Source organism: Candidatus Ichthyocystis hellenicum, assembly GCF_001460935.1.
GTDB classification, from domain to species: Bacteria; Pseudomonadota; Gammaproteobacteria; order Burkholderiales; family 2013Ark19i; genus Ichthyocystis; species Ichthyocystis hellenicum.
The window spans coordinates 869,025-888,708 of record NZ_LN906597.1; the positions used below are offsets into that span (position 1 = coordinate 869,025).

A 19,684-nucleotide genomic window follows, 5' to 3' on the forward strand; every position below is an offset into this window, starting at 1 on the left:
TGTGTTTTCGAATAAATCTAAATACTTAAATGGAGTTGAGAATATTATGAACTCACAGCTGGAATCATCCCCTTCTGAGTTTTCTTTAACTACTGGTGGTGGTTATTCTTTGGTCGATTCAGCAAAGAAAGTTGATGCTCCATCCTCATCAGATGAGGAAGAGGGTTCCAACCATTTGTCTCTTGATTTGGATATTTCAGATGGAAGGAAATTGATATCCTCTTTTGTTACGTTTTTCAAGAATGATGGTTTTTTCATCGAAACTGATAAATCTTTTTCTTTGGGTGATGTTGTTAAGTTATCGGTTAAAATGCCTTCAGGTAGTAAGGAACGTTATTCAGTAAACACTAAGGTGGTGTGGATTGTCCCCAAAAATGCTGAGGATCGCCGTACTCAGGGGGTTGGTCTATCGATTGAAGATGATAGTTCTTCTTCCCTTGAATTGCGTGAAAAAATTAATGCATACCTAAGTAAGCGAGTTGATAAGGTAAAGAAATACGCAGTTTTTCCTTTTCCATCGTAAAATTTCTTTCGTGCATTTTGATTAGGGTACGATAGGTATCGCGGTATTTGTGAGAAGGTGAGAGGAATGGTGATTGTCTACTGTACCAACTACGCATAGGGTTATTGTTCGACGAATTCAGCCTGAACGAATTGTGGTTGAGATGGTTGGTCATCACGGGCGTTTTATTCTAGAAGGGGTGGAGAGATCGCTTGTTTGGCCTGGCGATATGTGTTTTGCTGAAAGAGTTTGTTCAAAGTCCGATGTGGTTAAATTTATTAGCCATATTAATTCTACTCAAACCTGTGTATGTTATTTTTCTGAGATCAATAATAAATACTGGGCGATTCCAGAAGAGCGAGATTTATCGGATAGAGTCATAGATGTTTCTGGATTTGTGCTCCGAACCATAAATGATAGGTCACGAGCCAATGTACTTATTAAGTCCTATAAAAAAAAGAAAGGCTACTACGTAGGTGAGGTTATTTCTACTTTTGAGGATAATTTTTTACTATCCCAAGCTATTGAACGTACGATTTCAGTTTTTCAGTTGCCACGGTCTTTTCCTTCATTAGTAGATTCTGATTTGGAACAACTTAAGGTGTTCGTCGATCCTGTGAAGGATCGAGTCGATCTTACTGACTATTCTTTTGTTACTATTGATGGCGACGATGCTAAAGATTTTGATGATGCTGTTTTTGCCGAAAAAAAATCAAACCTGTTCCGGTTAGTAGTTGCCGTTGCTCATGTTTCTTCTTACGTATCCTGGAATAGTGCTATAGATGAAGAAGCTTATCAGCGTGCAACGTCTATGTATTTTCCTTCTACCGTTATTCCCATGCTGCCTCCTACGCTCTCAGAAGACTTGTGTTCTCTGTGTCCGCAGAAGGTAAGATTGGTTTTATGCTGCGATATGATGATAGATTCAAGAATTAACGACCCAATTGTTTCTTATCGTATATATCCAGCAAAGATTAAGTCTTGTCAGAGGTTAACTTATCGATCTGTGCAAAATTGTTGGGATGGTTCCAGTAATGATGTTCTTCCTGAATTATTGCCATTGATGGGTATACTTTTTGATGTGTTCACTATTCTGAAAAATAGTGCGAAGCAAAGGGGGATGTTAAATTTTAATACTCCGGCTGTTTACTTTGAATATGATAATGGCAGAGTGTGTGATGTTTATAACCACACACGTTATGCTTCTGAGGAGATGATAGAGCAATGCATGTTGGCTGCTAATACTTGCGTAGCTAATTTTTTGTCCTTGAAAAATTTGCCTGGATCTGTGTATAGAAATCACGAAGGTGTCTCTAAGGATAGCATGCCTTTGTTGAAGCAATTTTTGTCATTGTTTGGCATGGGATCTTTATTTGACGGGTTAACAACCTCAAAGGGCATGCAGAGGATTCTTGATTCGCTGTCAAATCTTTCCTTGCCACATTTGCAATTATACTTTCTTCGATCGATGCAGCATGCCGTGTATTGCGATAGAAATGAAGGTCATTTCGGACTATCTTTGAAGGAATATACTCATTTTACCTCGCCTATTCGTAGGTATCCTGATTTGCTTGTGCAAAGGGCATTGGATTGCTATCTATACGGGAAGTCAAACATAAAATTTAATTTAACAGAATACCTCGAGCATTGCTCAATGAAGGAAAGAGTTTCTGAGAGTGCTTCTCGCTATATTACCAGCTTTCTGAAGTGTTGCTTCATGGTTTCTCATATTGATAAGAAATTTTCTGGCACTATTTCTTCTGTTACTGAAATGGGTTTATTTGTTTTACTTGATGACTATCCAATTGAAGGATTGGTTCATATTTCTAAACTTGGTAGAGATTATTTTATTTTTGATGCATGTCGATTCAGGCTTATCGGTAATCGTAGTGGTGCTGCATTCTGTTTGGGTGATCGTGTAAATGTTCAGGTAAAGGATGTTGATTTGAGTATGAGAAGAATTTATTTATCATTACTTAATAGAGATAAATTGAAAAAAAAAGTTATTGATAGGGAAGGTAGTTTTAGAGATTAGATTAAAGTAAGAGATAGTATTATAGATTAAATATATTAAATATCTTAAACGAATAACTCACTATTATGTAATCTTTTTGTCATCTGGATATCCTATTGTAGCACAATGGTGATTGTTGTGCCCTAATATGGACAAACTACCAATTATTACATTTTTCATCAAATTGAATCATATTATCATTGCACAGTTGGTTATCTTACATGTTTTTAGGATTTTTGGTGTAGGTGTAATAATTTTGTTAATTTAACGTTATGTCAATGTTGCCGTGAAAAATTGGTATCTATTTGGTATTATTTATTCACTTATGTTTATGTGCATGTATGTTTTTTATTACTACGGGGTGAGGTTTCTGGTGGTACCTTGTGTATTTTGGTTTGTGTTATCAACATCTTAAAATTTAAGATTATTTCTGTTAGGTCTAGGCAGTGTTTGATGTTTCATGATTAATATTCCTCTGGTAACTTTATGCTGGGCTGGTGGTGTGGTGAGCAATTGGTTCATGCCTTGTGTTTTATTAGCAGTTTGTGATCATTTACTCATGGTTGTTTTTTATGTTGTACGACTATTTTGGCACGAATTTATTTGAACGTTTATTTTTGTTTGTAGTCTTTGTTGTATTTTTTGGGATTGTCTATTATAGATGATTTATAGTTAGTCGTTAGGATACATTAAGTGTTTCAGTGATTTTAGTTATAGATATAATGAATATATTTTTATGGCTGCTTTGGTGACTATCTTTTGCGAATTTAGTGTATTTGATGAAGTGAGTCGTGTAGTTAATGTTTAGTTTCTCGTCTTAATAAAATACTGTTGGTACTAAGTGTTGTTAGTGCGTTGATAGATTTTTTTGTTTGCAGTTTGTCTACTCGATAATCATTGTTTTTTCTAATGTCCTTAAGTGTTTTGTATCACATGAGATCGATCATGGTGTAGTAGTGTAGGTGTAGTTTATTCCTTCTGTTTTAACTAAGTAATATTATTTTTACTAAGTAACACGATTTTGTTTTCAGTAACGTTGACTGTGCTATTTTTTATAGAACGTTGATATTTATTGTGTGTTTGCTAATTTACTATCTGGTACTTTGTTATTATGTTAATGAGATATTTTTGAGTAATGTATTATTGATTTTTTTAAATTGGCGTAACTAGTGAGTATTGGTAATTTTATGATTTTTGCATTGATTAACATACGGAGATTTTTTTGTGGCTGCTAAATTTATTGTGTTTTTAACGTGCTTGTAAAGGACATTGTTATTATATCGTCTAGTTAGTTTGTGAGACAATGATTCTTCTTCGGTGTGATAATTTTATTTTAAGCCTTTTCGTTGAGGGGGAGGATCATCTCCGTAGTTTGTTTCAGAGTTTATTTACATGGACATTATTATATATGAGTAATGGTAGATTTAGTTTGAGTGGTGGTTCTGTTGCATCTAGTGCTGCTGCTGAAAGTGGTGATGATAGTGCAGTAGTTGTAAATACTGTTTCAGATGATTCAAATCTTGGTAGCGTGAGATCTGAGTCTGGGTCACTTACTTCATTGGTATCTTCATCTCGTACTGTTCTTCCTGATGGTTATGCTCGATCTTTGTGTTTTGATTCTTGTGCAGATATTGGTACTGACGTCGTAGTCATAGCTAATGATTTTGTAGCTAATTCTAATGAAGGAGTTTCTTGCAGTGAAGTTTCTGCTTCTTCTTGCGGTGAGGCTGCCACTGTTTCTCATGCTGAAAATCCTACCTCTTCTCGTATAGAATCTCCTACTATTTCTTGCACTGAAACCTCTACTACTTCTTGCATGGAAGATACAGCTACCTGTTGTATAGAAGCTCCATCTGCTTCTTGTAGTGAAGGTCAAGGTGGTTCGGATAGTTCATTGCGTACTGGTCGTTCGTCACGTGTTGGTCGTTCGTCACGTGTTGGTCGTTCGTCACGTGTTGGTCGATCAGCACGTTCTGGTCGTTCATCACGTGCTGATCGTTCAAGTCATTTTAATCATTCAATTCCTTCAGGTACTTCTTCCAGCGATAATACATTTCACCCCTGTGGAAATTATGGTTCACATTCTAATTTTTCTAGTGCAAATGCTTCTGGAGTAGGAGGTCCTAGTCCAGTTGGTTCTTTGCCTCATGGTATTTCTATTGATACTTATCGAGAAACGTTGTTGAGGACTCAGCGATTAGCTTGTTTTCAAGTCGTTTCCTATCATCAGATTGTTTACAATTGTCACCGTGCTATAGTTGCTTCTTATGGTTATGGTGATGTTCTTCCTAACTATGGTGAAGTTAATTCTGGTGGTGTAATTGATGCTAGTGGCATTACTAATGTTGCTGCTAATATTTCTGCAATGCCTGCCCCGCATGCTGCAATGTCCGCTCCGCAGGCAATGTCCGCTCCGCAGGCAATGTCCGCTCCGCAGGCAATGCCTGCCCCGCATGCTGCTATGTCCGCTCCGCATGCGATGTTTGCCCCGCATGCAATGCCTGCCCCGCAGGCAATGTTTGTCCCGCAGGCAATGTTTACCCCGCAGGCAATGTTTGCCCCGCAGGCAATGTTTGCCCCGCAGGCAATGCCTGTCCCACGTGCTGTGTTTTCTCCGCGCGCTATGTTTGTCCCGCAGGATATGGCTACTCCGCAGAGGGTGGTTGTTTCTAGCGCAATGAATAAGAATCATGCAACTGATGCCAGTGGTGATAAAAAATAGATTTTGTTGCAGTGTTACGGTTTTTTGTTGTCTTGTTAATAAGTGATAATATTTTTATCTGAAGCTTTATCTGCAGCTGCCGTTATGTTTATTGCGATTTTTTTTCTCGTACTAAACAGTGTGTAGTGCATTATGAACATGATATTAGCAATTAGGGTAATTGTTTATGTGATGTGCTCTCATCTCATGTGAAGATTCTACATAGTTGTGTTTTTTGAGTTGTAACTATTAGGCTATCTTGTGGTGCTGTGTTGGTGAATTAAAATAGCGACTTTATTAATAAGTTATAAATTTAGTCAGTATTCTATATGCTTATGTGGGAGGTTTGATTTGTGTCGAGATTTGTATGGTGCAGGAAGCGATGCTTCGTCCGTTGTTCCCTATACGGATACTGCTGACGATGATTCAGCAGTAGGAGATCTTTCAGCAGTAAGAGATCTTGTTCTTATGATCGAACCAACAACTATAGTTCCTATTATTATACCAAATTTAGGTTGTTTTTCTGGAATTTACTATCCTTCATCTAGCCTTTCTTGGCCCGTGAGTGATTCTTTGTTGAGAACTACGAACTCTTCTGAGTATCTGCAATCTTTATGCGTTCATAGTTATGATGAACGAGAATCTAATACAACTACTGCTGCTAGTGTAATTTTACCAACTTTACCAACTGCACTAATTGCACCAACTGCACCAACTGCACCAACTGCACCAACTGCACCAACTGCACCAACTGCACCAACTGCACCAACTGCACCAACTGCACCAACTGCACCAACTGCACCAACTGCACCAACTGCACCAACTGTTACTAGTGTGGATGCTTCAATTGCTGTTACGTCTGATATTGTTTCTAGAACTGTGTCCAGTGTAAATATTTCATCTGCTGTTTGTGGTGCACGTCGTAGTCTTGTCTCGAGTAGTGGTGTTAGTGTTGTTTCAGAGTCTAGTGTAACTCCGTCCTACCGTACAACTCCGTCTTACCGTACAACTCCGTCTTATCGTACAGCTCCATCTTACCGTACAGCTCCATCTTACCGTACAGCTCCATCTTACCGTACAGCTCCGTCCTACCGTACGCCTCCATCTTATAATACATCTTCGTCTTCTCGTAATTATGATAAACGTGACACTGTTGCAACATTAACCCCAAAAACTACTGCAGTTGCTGCAATTCCTAATAGTGCTTCTACAACTGTGTCTAGTATCAATATTTCATCTGATGTTTGCAGTACACTTAATGATTCAGTTGTAGTTCGTAATTTTTCTTTAGGGAGTGATTTTAGTTCTGTTTCATCTTCTCGTGCCGTTTCGTTTTCTATTTCTGGTGAAATGGATGATACTTTTGTAAGTCCGGTTAGTCCGGAAACGTTTTCCTATGTTGTGCCGTACACATATGATATGACACCATCTGCACCTCTGGCTCCTTATTATGTATTAGATCAATATGCTATGCAAACATTACCTAATTTAGAGACATCTTATTATGGCCTAGGCCAATATGATTATGTAGCATCGTCTAATTATCATTTACCAGATCAGTATGTTGTTGCAGCATCATCTAATTCAGCTGCATCTTATTATAATTTATCAGATCAATATGTTGTTCCGGCATTATCTAATGCAGCGGAGTCTTACTCTCATGGCATGGATCAATATGCCGCGGGGGCGTCAGCTAATTCAGCGGCATCTTATCACCATGTTCTAGCTCCGCATGTTTCTGCATTAGCAGCTAGTTCAGGTGTACCTGAAGCCCATGTATCTTACCAATATGATATGTCCACTTCTGATGCAACCATTGGTTATTGTTACAGGCCAGATTCACATGTTGCCGTATCTTCTACCGACTATTCAATCACTTATAGTGATACTGCAGGCCGCTCATCTGAAAGTGTTCCCCCATATGTTGAGGATCGTTTTTGTTTTTCAGATAAACCTGATAATTATTCAGATAGTAATAGTAATTTTTTGGCTGATAAATTTAAACATTTTGAGTCTCAGGGATTTTTGATTATGGACAAAGATGTGCGTAGTATAAGTAGACTTATTTCAAATTCATTGGATGTATTTTATGTTGATGTTGCATCCATGACATTTAATGTGGAGACAGCTGTTGTTCAGGGTATTGCTACAGGTTCTTCTTCCTGTATTGATCTAGTTAGGTCTAGATTAATAGATTACAGTAGAAAATTTTCTTCTCGCCTAATGGATCTAATTACAAGTACTATGTGGAATCGTATTGGTGTATCTTATTCTTATAGTAAAGAAAAATGCACTGATAGTGATAAGCTACAATTTTTAGAAGAGTTAGTTGATTCTGTTTTTGACCAGCAAATCAAGTATGTAGATGATTTAATTGAAACTATGATTTATCGATTGGGAAAAAAATAGAGTACATAGAAAACTATGTATAGAGTATGGACCTATTAGATTGGATGTATTAGTAATGATATGTGTTGTTGTAGAGGGATGTGTTTTTTTCTTTTGCAGTGTTCTGATGTATTTTTGTCTAGTTAGTTGGTGCCTGTTATTACTTATAGTTAATGGCTTTGTGCTAGGTAATTTTTTGAAATATTTGTTTGCGTGATGCTTAATTTCTAATTGGTAATAGCGATAATTTGTATGCCCCTAGTCAAGGGATGCGTTTTTTATTATAAATAAAATTATAGCATTAGTTCTGCAAGTTTTGTCTGCGATTAACTTAAAGGTATTTAATTTTTGCATAATTATAATTATGAGTATCACATAATTTTTATGTCTGTGAATAAATTAATTTCCGTAATTGTTATATATAAACTAAATAGTGTAAGTTTTACTTAATCTTTAATATGCTGTTAATAAATATAAGGATGGGTTTGTAAATAGGTAAAATATAGTATTTATTTTATGTAATGTGGTATTGATATGATAGACATAATTTAGCTGCATTCAATTTTATGTAAGGTTTGTGCAATTATCTTATGACTATTACTAGTCGTGATGTCACCATTGGAAACTTCATCAAAAAATACCATCATGTATTAATGATTATTATTTGATTATATTAATAATTTTAAAAATATTGACAATAAATTAATATGTTTGATTGCAAAAGAATACAATTTAATAATTGATAAATAGGAAACTAGATATATATTTTCTAATGAATTAATAATAGGTAGTTAAATTGAATCAGTAAATGACTTCCAAGGTAGTATTTTTTTGTTAATAAAATTATATTATTTAATATTTGCTTATTGAGAAACAGGTCCTTTTTACCTATAAGGATGTAATTATTACTAATTGAAAGTTATGGTTTGGTATTTACTCTGACGTTGAGCATCGTATTTGTTTTTAGGGATATATTTTTCTTCTAATGTTATAAATTGAGTACATAATAAATTTTGCGGAATTTTTAAAGAAAGTCTTATTCTTATTAATATGGTTAATTGCTTTGAACGTTTTACTTATAAGGCCTATGATAATTGCAAATTAGTGTTTATATATTCCAAAAAGAAAATTGAGTTAATTTTTGTTAATCTACGGCTATTATTTTCTAGGAATTACTGTATTTGAAAATATTAATTTGGGAGTGGGAGCAAATATAGTATGACTTATGGAAGTTTGCTTTTTACTAACATTAATTTTTACTATAAAAATGTAGATTTATCTATCAGAAATTATGTTTCTGACGGAATTTTCTAAAAATTAAATTTGAGCTTTTAGATATGATTGATAAATATAGGTCATGGCTTCTGTTTTTTGATCTATTATTTGTTGCTAAAACGGATATTGCGAATCTTGTTAGTGACCTATGTTTAGGTTTGTTTTATAGTGTTAATAGAGGACAATAAATTTTTGTTACTACCATAGTTACAGCTGATGGGTTACTGCAGCATAAATAAAAGTTGTATGGTATGAAAATTATTGAGGGGGGGGGGTAATAGTCTGTTGATGCATATCGTTAGTATAGCGCCACTATTACTAAGTGATATTCGTCATCTTTGACCACATGCCTTCCTAAGTATAATGAAATTGTGTTTCCTATATCTATCACTGATTATTAGTATAATTTTATTTCAATTAATTACTTTAGTAAATCAACATTTGATCATGAGTTATTTTAGTGCCTAGTGATTATAATTTTTTTGGGAACAATGTGTTGGTACGGATGTATATGGTACAGATGTATATTTAGTTTATTTTGAACATGTTTTGGGTACACTGCTACCAGTTATAAGTAAAACTTGTTATAGATTATTTGCAGATAGAACGTTATCTGTTATATTTACTATAGCTATACACATATGATGAAGTGCTACATATTTTACCATGATTTATGGGAGGTATTGATAGGTGTAAGGATGGTATTACTGGTGCATTGTTATTTGAATCAATTGTTAACAAGTATACTTAGTCTTGTTTTTTATAGTTATTTTAATTTAGAGTTATCCCTTTCTATTTAATTGGATAGCTTTATAATGTAGTCTGTTCCTAGATGTTGTGTGTCCATTTATGATTTTAACATCTGTTCATCTAGGATAGGTGTCTGTTGTTGGGTAATTTGATTGTGCTTTTGTACGGCCTTTGAAAATCCAAAAATTATAGGTCTTTATAGGTCATTACATTGAGTAATTTTAGTGTCCAGTGTTTGAATCACCTAAATGTTGTAGTGTGCTCGGCACGAGTAAAATATTGATGGTTGCGGTTGATTTGGTTAGGTATAATTTAGAGCTACTGCTCCTCGCGCAAGGTTAGGTGATAAAAGATCGTCAGGGTTGTTTGCGAATCTATGCAGATACTATAATTTATAATAAAAAATGAGAGATATAAAATTTTTTTTATGCTAGTAATTGTAGTGCTGATCATTATTTTGATAATCTATGTGGATTATCAAAATAATTGCATACATTTTGCATAATTAATTGTAGTAGAATTAGGCCCTCATTGTTAATGCAATGCGTTTTTATATTTTTATTTCATTGAAAATTAGGGTAATTGTAATATGGACAATTTACAGGTGCATGAATTGAAATGCCGTTCTGATCAGATTGCCTGCGATTTATATCGTGGATTAAATGAAGGCGAATCTACGAGCGATAATAATTATACTGCAAATATAACTCAAAGTTTATTTGATCACAATGATGATATAGGTATTTTATCTGCCAAGAATAGTGATGGATATGGCAATGTAAATAATGTTCCATCTTTACATATTTTATTTACTCAACAAAATATAGGTGTTGAGGACGAGTGTTGTTTGCATGTTAAATCGATAGATGAGGTTTGTGACCGTAGATTTTTTCAATTATATGCTACAAAAAAAGGATACTGTCTTACTGAAAGTTTTTTGTCATCTATGAATAAATACAAGATGAATTTTATAGATGTAGTTGATAATGCTCTATCTGTGCTAGATGATAGTTTTAATTTTTTAAGAGATTCACTTAGTGGCACTGTAACAAATTTGGAGGACGAAGTTTTATCGTTTATTAGCAGGTATAAACTTAATTTTAGACCAGACTGTATTTCAATCCTGCAGTCTGATTTTATACCTTCAATGGTAAAAAGCATTTCTGAAGGCAAGGTTGTTTATTGTAATAACGACATTGAAGTTGAGGATAGCACTGGATGTGAAATGAAGTGCCTAGATATGGAACGGTTTTTTTTATACTCTGTTTCTGTCTTGGAGAGCATTTTAATGATAAAGGAAGAAATTTATTACAGAAATTTTTTTGATAAAAATAAGATCTTCTTATTGTCTTTTCCTAATGTTAGTTGCAGTGATAGTTTTATTTATGCTGCTTCTAATGATGGGTCTGGTACACCTAAGGTTGTTCATCCTGTTTCCTTAAGCAGTAGGTTTGGGGTATGTATATCGTTTATGGCAAGTTATAAGATAGATTGTATGGTGTCAGCTTTCATTGATGAATGTTCTTTTGTATTAAAAAATATTGTTAGTTCCAAATATAAAGATGTTCATGATTATGGTTATCCTACAGTTAGGGATCTTAAAAAGTTACGAGCGGAAATACTGAACTTAATTGAAGAGGAATTTTATAAAAATATATTTGAAAAATCAATTGCAGGTAAACTTAATGATTTTTTGACGGAAATAATAATATGTAATCAGCATGATATTAGCACTGAAGATGATCCTCTGAATAGGCTATTACTTCGTGATAAAATTATCAGTTATATGCATGGCTTAGTATATGATAGATTAACTAGTGATAATTGTATTGTGCTTGGAGATTTTCGTTGTAAATTAGAAAGATCTAAGAATTATTTATTGAAAGTAGAATCTATTGGTAGGGCAGATAAAGTAATTGCTTGTTTGTCTAATCTTCATCCTGATGACAGTAGTAAAATTTCATTCATGAGGAAAAAGTTTTTTTCAAATGTTGTTGAAGTCGTTATGAATAAGTTTTACAAAATTTTAGAAGAGAAGTATGTATTTTCGGATGGTACGATTATTAGAGATGTTTCTTGGAGTAAAGTTGCTAAGGAAATTCACCCAATTATTCAAGAAGAGGTCAGACCGTTTGTTGATGAAGAGCTCAATAAAATTTCTCAGGTATTATCTAAATCACGCATAGTAGAAAGTTCTGGTAGTGCCTGTGGTAATTTGGATTTTTCTGGTAGTTTTAGGGATGTTACTCTCGAGGAAAAAAAACAAATTATGAGTATCATTAGTAATTTTTTTGATGTTCGACTAGAATCTTTGTTTAGAAAATCGTGGCGTAGTTTGATTAAGATTAGGAGTAAAAATTGTATCTCAGGATACATTGGCGGTGAGATTTCAGAGTTATCTAGGGAAGGTCTTTCCAATGAGATGGCTTCTTCTACTTTGCCTGCTCAATCGACACTTGATGGTAATTTTTCTTCAGTGGTTGTAGATCTTACTGGGGAGGCAGAATCTTCTTCATCTGCGGATTTAGGACGTACTTCTTCAAGTACGGTAAGGCTAGGGAAAGTTACTAATACATGGGGATTAAATCTTTGCCCCGATGATAGGAATATGATTTTATTAGCTAGAAGAAGATTTTTGAGTGATATTAGGATTTATGTTAGAGGTGTTTTTTTCTATATGCTGGAAAGAAAGCATATTCTTCCTGACAGCTCGGTTTTGTCTGAATCTCCATGGAATTTAGTTTCCAGTTACCTATTACCAATTGCATTAAAATCAGTGAAATCAATTATCAATTGTCAATATATGGAGCTAGATTGTATCTTGTCTAAATGTCGTGTTGTTGTTTATGCAGATTCGCAATTATTTTGTAATTTTAGAAGAATTACAGATTATGAAAAAAATAATATAAGGATTATTTCTAAGAAATATTTAGGAAAAGAGTTAAGGAAGTGTATTAGGTTATCATGGTTGGATGTGCTTGGTTCTGCAAGGCGCAACCTAAAATTAGGTACAGTTGAATTACTTACTAGTATTCGTTTGGGATTAAATATAAGTAAAAGTGATAATGTCGACATTTTAAATATACGAAATGGATTTTTGTCTAAGATAGGAGATATCATATATGATAAATTTTATGAAATTATTAATGATAGGCATACGTTAAAGGAAGGTGGTTTTACTAATGCTAAAGGTTGGTCAGAGGTATCGTCTATATTGTTACCGATTGCTAGAAAAGAAATTAAATCTCTTGTAGAAAGCGAACATAGATTTATAGAGGGAGTTTTGTCTAGAGCGCGTGTGATTGTTGATTACGTTAATGATAGAAAAATTACTGATGATGAGATATCAGCTGTTTTAGAAAACATTAGAAGGTGGATTAATATAGAATTGGTTTCTTTGGCTAGTGACATATGGAATAGCATTCTCAGTTCTACGAAGGGAGGAAGTTTTAATACTAACATGAGAAATGATGGTGTTGTGGATTTATGTAATGATGATAGCGAGCTGGGTTTATATGATTGTATTCCTGATGAATTTGTCAAATTTGGTAATTTATATATTGATAAAGATCATGTTAGAGCCGTAGAAGCTAGGGTTGAGAGTAGTTTGGGTGATGCGCGGGACGTTGTTACTGATCTTATCAATGGTATGCATAAAAGCGATTATCTTGTTTTAGATTTTTATGATCTTGATTGTATGATGGGGGATGAATTTAGGTCTGCATCTGGACGTGTTTTATCTAAATTTATGGATGAGTTGGATCATTTTTTATCTGATTTTTTTGTATGGGATGATGGTATTAGGATAATTAGTGATGAGGAAAAACGTAACTTGTTAAAATATGTATATGTGTATGTTTCTGGTCAACATGATCAAATTGTATCTAGTGCAAAGCTAGATTTTTTCTCAAGTGTGCTTGAGAAAAAACATGTTTGTTAGGTAGCTATTTAATTTTATTAGCATTCCTGCTTAGTTGGAATAGTGCGTGAGTGATAGTTTTAGCATTGCCCATGTTGAGATTGTCCTTTATTGAATTGGGCAGGGTTTGTAGTTTGATTGTGTTACATGTGTTTTGGTTGTCTTAATTTTTCAAATGATATTGTCTGTCAATTTAATAATTATTGTAGATGGTAATTGTTGCTATGAACTTATTGTAATTGAGATATTAGCTTAGAGAAAATAATTCTTTGTTTATTACTGTCTGGATTTTCTATGAAGTGTTTGTTGTTTTTGCGTGGAACTCTTAGACATGTAAGTGTCTTCCTTGTCTCATAGTGCAGCATGTGAAAATAATAATTTGCTAGTTATTGGTAAAAATTTCATGTGCATATCAGTGCAATTAAAAATAGTATTTGAGTAGGCTATTTTTATTCTACTTCTAGGGATTTTAGAAGTGCATTGTTATAATTTATGAAATATAAATCACAATTTGAGATTGTTTGATATTTTTAATGTACAGATAATGAGTTATGTTTAATGCCAAGTACGTTTGAGTTGCTTTATTCCTAGTGTGTAAGTTTTTCTTCAACTTTTTTCTTCAATTTATATTTTTCATTGATATATTTGATATTTCATTCGTTTTAATTAGTCTAATAATATTAATTAAACTAGAAACTAGAAGGGAAATGTTTATACTTCTACTATTGGCACCAAGATCTCAGATGATCTAATTATAGATGCTGTTCGTTTTTTATGGTGATAATAGTTATTACTGGTTTAGTAACCACAACTAAATCTTATGATGTATAACTGCATTATGTTGTTTATTGATTTGGTATGTTATTTTATATCTTCTCAATTACTTGTATGTTGGTGCTATGGTTGGGGGTAGTTTATAATGCGGTATGATTAAAGCATTATGATACTAGCTGAGATTTGTTTTTCTTGGTTTTTAATCGTTTATTATCAATAAGTATGTTGATTATTTGATAAATTAAATTAGTTTGATGTGATATTTTCTCACACATGACAATATGTTGTGTCCAACTAAAGCAAATAATATTATCTGCTATGGTAGTTATTTGGGTAACAAATTTTTATTTGTAGATGGGAAAGTTGTGATGACATAGGTCTCAATTGGAGTATAATCTGGATACGATTGTTGGTATGTAGTGTTACAGTTATTTTATATAAAATGAATGCGGTGATGATATGAATAGTATAGGGTTGCAGAAAGTTTGTTCTTGTCCTAATTCAAGTGGTGAGTTTGTGGATCCTAGTCATGAGTGTTTGGAGTCTGGTCGTGTGCTTTGTTCTTTAAAGATAGTTGATGTCAAAGGGGGAGGGGCTATTGCGGGTGGTATATCTTCATCTTATGATAGTTCTGCTGTAGCTGCTTCTTCTATCACAGGTATTGGAGGTAATGAAGGTTCGGAGTCTGGTAGTGGACTTTGTTCCCTAAAGATAGTTGATATTCGGGGTCATGATGATAGTAGTACGGCTTCATTTTGTACAAGCTCTTTGCCTGATGAGTCGTTACAGGGTATATGCTATGGGTATGCTTCTTGTGATGATTTAGATGCGATCAAGGACGTTTATAAGGATGACTTTTTTCAACTGTATGCTAAGGGTAACGGGTATGAGCTTACTGAAGATTTTTTGTCCAAAATAAATGAATATAAAGCTGAATTTTCATCTAAGGTTGATCTTATATTATCTAATTTAAATGTGTTTTTGGCAGAAGAAGTTGTAACTACGACTATTGAAGATTTTATGAGTAAAGTTTGTTCATCTTTTTGTAGATCATTTTTTAGTATTAGACCAAAATGCATAGATTTTTTGCAGTCATATGTTGTTCCTCTTTTGGAGGAAAAGTGTTTAAATTCTAGTGTTATTTGTGCTGGAACTAAGCGCAATATGACTTATCCTGAAGTGGAGAGATTTTTTCTGTACTATGTTACAAGCTTGGAACGATTAGTTATGCTCAGGGCCGTTGGGTTCTGGGATAAATTCCGTAATGCTAATGAGTACGTTCTTTCATTAGCTTCTAGTATTGATTACAGTAATCCATTTAATCATTTCGATTCAGGATCTCAAACGGATATAACGAATATTAATCATCCATCTGCATTTGTATACAAATTTGGAAGGTATATATCGTTTGTAGCTTCTTCTAAAGTTGATTCCGTTGTGTCTTATTTAGTTAGTAAATGCTCTGTGGAGTTGAAAAAAACCGCTTATTCCAAATGTTTCAACATCGCTTTTAATGGACATGATCCTTATATTGGTATTAAGCAGTTTAGAAATGGTTTGAAAGCGTTTATTCTAAAAGAATTTAATGACAAGATGGTTAAAGAAAAAGTAAATGATACCTTGGGTAAATTTTTTGACAGATTGGTGGTTTGGGATGATGTTAATGCCATAGCTGTAGAGAGAAGTAGTTCGGTTGTATTCGACGATATTACTAAGTACAGTTACAAATTGTTAGAAGGTAATATACATAGAAGTATAGATGATACTGCTATGCATTTTCAGGTAGTGCTATCATCCTATAGAAAGTTTCAACTTAATGTTCATCCTGATGATTTTTTATGTGATAAGTATGGCTACATCATTGATCCGGGATCAATGGACGTTTATAAGGATGATTTTTTTCAATTACATCCTGAGAGGATGGGATATCAGTTAACCGAGGATTTTTTATCGGTTGTTAACAAATGCAGAGGGGAATTTATAACTAGGGTTGATACTATTCTTTCCAGTTTGAGTGGTATCTTTTTTGGTAGGTTCTCGAAGTCGACAATAGTTTGTTTTATGAATGGAATTAGCTCTTCTTTTTGTGAGGCAGTATGTGATCTTAGGCCGAAGTGCATTGAAGTATTGCAATCTTATGTTGTTCCTCTGATAATAAAGACAGTTTTTTATTGTAATGTTGTTGATAATAACTCCTCTCGTAGCATGACTCATAATGAGATGGAACAGTTTTTTATGCACTATGTTACCAGTTTAGAGCGTGTAATAATGCTAAGGGCAATTAATCATTGGCATAATTTATGCAAATCTAATGGGCATATTTTAGCTCTTGTTCCTGGTATTGATTATAGCAATCCGTTTCATCATTTTTATTCTGGCGAAAAAAATAGTGACAATCTTCTTTCTCACCCACCTGCGTTTGTGTATAACTTTGGGTCATATATATCATTTGTTGCATTTTATAAGATAGATGAAATTGTCTCAGATTTTGTTAAAAGAAACTCCATAGTATTAAAAAATACTGTTCATCGCAAATGTTGTGATACTAGCAAGTATAGTCGTGATCCTTATGTTGATTTTGGTAATTTAATAAAGGGATTGAGGAATTTTGTTTTAAAAGAATTTCGTAGCAAAATAATTGAAGAGGGAGTGATAGACAGTTTAGGTAGTTTTTTAAGTAGGTCAATAATATGGGATAAATATGAAATTGGATCCGAGGATGCAGAAGGACATCATTCTTCCATTATTGATGAAATAATTGATTATATGTATAAATCACTAGAATATTCTGTTTATGATGACATTCGTAATACTGCTATGCATTTTCAGTGTATATCGGTATTGGCTTCTTTTTCTAAGAAACCAAAGGTTATTTATAAATTGGGGGCTATTATTGACAGGTTTGAATTAAATGTTCATCCCGATGATTGTAGTCGTATTCTATTTGTAAGAGAAAAAACTTCACTCAGGATTGTGCGTCATCTTACTAACATCTTTTCACGTATGTTGAAGGATAAGGTTGCTCTCAAAAGTGGTGAGGTGGTATGCAAAGAATCATGGAGCAGAGATTATGACGAACTTAGAGCTGTTGCATTGAAATCTCTAGAACCGATTTTTAAAGATGAGCATGTAGAATTGATTAAAGCTTTATCTAAATCTCGTATAGTAGATATGACTAAGGGTGTTGTTGCCTCTTGTGTTATTAGAAAAATTTCGGATGATGATAAAATTAATATTGCAGAACGAGCTAAGTATAGGGGGAAAGAATTGGATTCTTCTATTAGGAGGGCTTGGTCGTATGCAATTAGTGATTTAGATTCGGAAAATGTTGATGGTAGTTCGTCTGTAAATGTTGGTTTGTATGAACCAGATTGTAAGTGGGGAGTAGAGTTTAGTTATTGTGATAGTTTTGTTATCAGCAATGCCAGGGAAAGATTTTTATCTAAATTTAGGGTAATTATCTACAATAAATTTTGTGAAATGTTAAAGAGCAAACATGAATTGTATGCAGATAAAGTTATTGATGATGATTATTTGAATGATGTGTTGAAGGAATTGTCACCTATTGTTCAGAAGGAATTTAGTAACTTTGTTGAATCTGGAAGTGCATTTGAAGAAATATCAAAAATTATGTCTGGTTTGCGTGCAGAAATAGATAGCGATAACGACAGAGAGCTTACTAATCAAGAAGTGTCTGTAATTTTGGGAAGATTTGTCAAACTTTCAGATAATGAATTAAAGTACTTATTTAGGAAAGTTAAGGAAGAATCTGTTAATTATGTTGTTTTACTTTCTGCTCCTAATTCTGAAGAAGGTGGTGTTTCTAAGTCATTGGATTCAAATATTTTGCTTAATGTTGTTGATTATGAGAGTAATAGAAAACTAGCTGATATTAGATTTTCGTTTATAGAAAAATTTAGACCAGTTGTAATTAAAACTATCAATTCACTATTTATGTCATCTGATTCATTGCTGGATAGTCTGGATGACATTTTGGAACATGTAACTCCAGGGTTAAGTAAACAGTGCCAAGATATGTTCAAGGATGAGGGCTTTTTGTCTAGAGCAGAGTCGTTGTTGGAAGATAGTGTGAAAGTTGAGTCATTTGCGAGTGGTTATCATAGTCTGAGCGATAAGAATAGAATTTTGGGTTCATTTATAAGTAGTATTTCTGTTGCTCTGGATTCTCTTATTAGGGAGTGTGCTACTTCGTTAATTGTTGGGGCTACAAGTTCTGATGATCAACAGTTAGATTTAGATCGAAATGTTTTGGTTAATAATGTTGATTCTGAGTGTAATAAAAAACTAGCCGATATTAGGTTTTCATTTATTGAAAGATTTAGACCTATTGTAGTTAGCGCTGTTGAATCATTGACTGTGAGTTCCGATTTATCTCCTCATAATGATTTGGATAATATTTTGAGCCGTGTAAGGGTAGGTCTGGTGGGTAAACAGTGTCATGATATGTTCATGGAAGAGGGTTTTTTTGCTAGGGCTGAATCATTAGTGGAAGAGGTCATGAAGGGTGGGGCATTTGTGAATGATGCTCACGTTCTGAGTGAGAAAAATAGAATTTTAGGTTCATTTGTAGGTAGTATCTCTGTTGCTTTGGATTGTCTCATTAAGGAGTGTGCTGCTTCGTTGATTAGTGTAGTTGCGAGTTCTAGTGAACGTAAACGGGTAGATGTTAGTCTGGGTGATGCTGATGATTTGGATGGTGCTGGTAGTAAAGACTTGGGTAAAAGGATAACTGTTTTCAAAGTGGAAGATGATGATGTTCCAGAGGTAGTCGTTAATTTGGATGATGATGGTAGTGAGAATATTGGTAGAAAAAGAACTAGAAAACGTAGGCACATAGATAGTGATTTTTCTTGTAAAGTAGAAAGTGATGGTGAACCAGAAGTAATTGTTAGTTTGGATGATGATGATTTTGAGTGCGGTGTTAACAGGAGTATGGTTAAAAGAGTAACAGGTAGACGGACGAAGCATTTGGACAAAGATAGTACTTCTTCTCATGGTGAAGATGTATTGTGGGTATAATGTTTTCATTTTCAAACCTTGGAGATATTATTATATTTACTATGATACAGTTTTTATGAAAAAAATTTAGTGAGTTATCGTGATGGTGTGGCAAGTATGAAGTATGCGGTGGTTATGTTATAGCGATTGGTTAGTTATTTTTTCTTCCTTAGTTCCGCTATATTATGTTTTTGGTGTTGTGTGATTAACTGGTCATGTTGTTTGCGTTGTGTTTAGTGTTTATTAAGGTGTAATTGTTTAGCTTAAGTAGATTTTTATTGTGTGGAAATGTGGCGTTGTCATTGCTGATGTGGCTTTGTGTTTCTTGGGTGTGTTGTGTGG

Annotated in this window: 6 protein-coding genes; all 6 read left to right on the forward strand. The window is 33.9% G+C overall.

What is annotated here, in order from left to right; all coding sequences use genetic code 11:
• Position 1 precedes the first annotated feature (1 nt).
• Entirely contained in the window at positions 2-523 is a 522-nt protein-coding gene (locus tag Arg41_RS04035) for a PilZ domain-containing protein (RefSeq protein WP_157722264.1), read from the forward strand.
• 73 nt (positions 524-596) lie between these two features.
• Positions 597-2,537: a ribonuclease R family protein gene (locus Arg41_RS04040; RefSeq protein WP_092343243.1), complete on the forward strand. Its 1,941-nt coding sequence runs from the start codon at positions 597-599 to the stop codon at positions 2,535-2,537.
• 1,387 nt (positions 2,538-3,924) lie between these two features.
• Positions 3,925-5,238 (forward strand): hypothetical protein, encoded by a 1,314-nt coding sequence (locus Arg41_RS04045; RefSeq protein WP_092490493.1) that lies wholly within the window; start codon positions 3,925-3,927, stop codon positions 5,236-5,238.
• Between the two features lie 330 nt (positions 5,239-5,568).
• Positions 5,569-7,626, forward strand: coding sequence for a hypothetical protein (locus Arg41_RS08330; protein WP_092490494.1), 2,058 nt, complete (start codon positions 5,569-5,571; stop codon positions 7,624-7,626).
• Positions 7,627-10,219: 2,593 nt separating this feature from the next.
• Positions 10,220-13,570 carry a hypothetical protein gene (locus tag Arg41_RS04055; RefSeq protein WP_092343500.1) on the forward strand — a complete coding sequence of 1,117 codons (3,351 nt, stop codon included), beginning with the start codon at positions 10,220-10,222 and terminating at the stop codon, positions 13,568-13,570.
• A 1,212-nt stretch (positions 13,571-14,782) separates the two neighbouring features.
• A complete protein-coding gene (locus tag Arg41_RS04060) occupies positions 14,783-19,363 on the forward strand; it encodes an EF-hand domain-containing protein (protein WP_092343501.1) in 4,581 nt (1,526 codons plus the stop codon).
• Positions 19,364-19,684: the final 321 nt, after the last annotated feature.

Coding starts and splice junctions, on each gene's coding strand:
- Arg41_RS04060 (WP_092343501.1), top strand. CDS start 14,783: ATGAATAGTATAGGGTTGCAGAAAGTTTGTTCTTGTCCTAATTCAAGT.
- Arg41_RS04055 (WP_092343500.1), top strand. CDS start 10,220: ATGGACAATTTACAGGTGCATGAATTGAAATGCCGTTCTGATCAGATT.
- Arg41_RS04045 (WP_092490493.1), top strand. CDS start 3,925: ATGAGTAATGGTAGATTTAGTTTGAGTGGTGGTTCTGTTGCATCTAGT.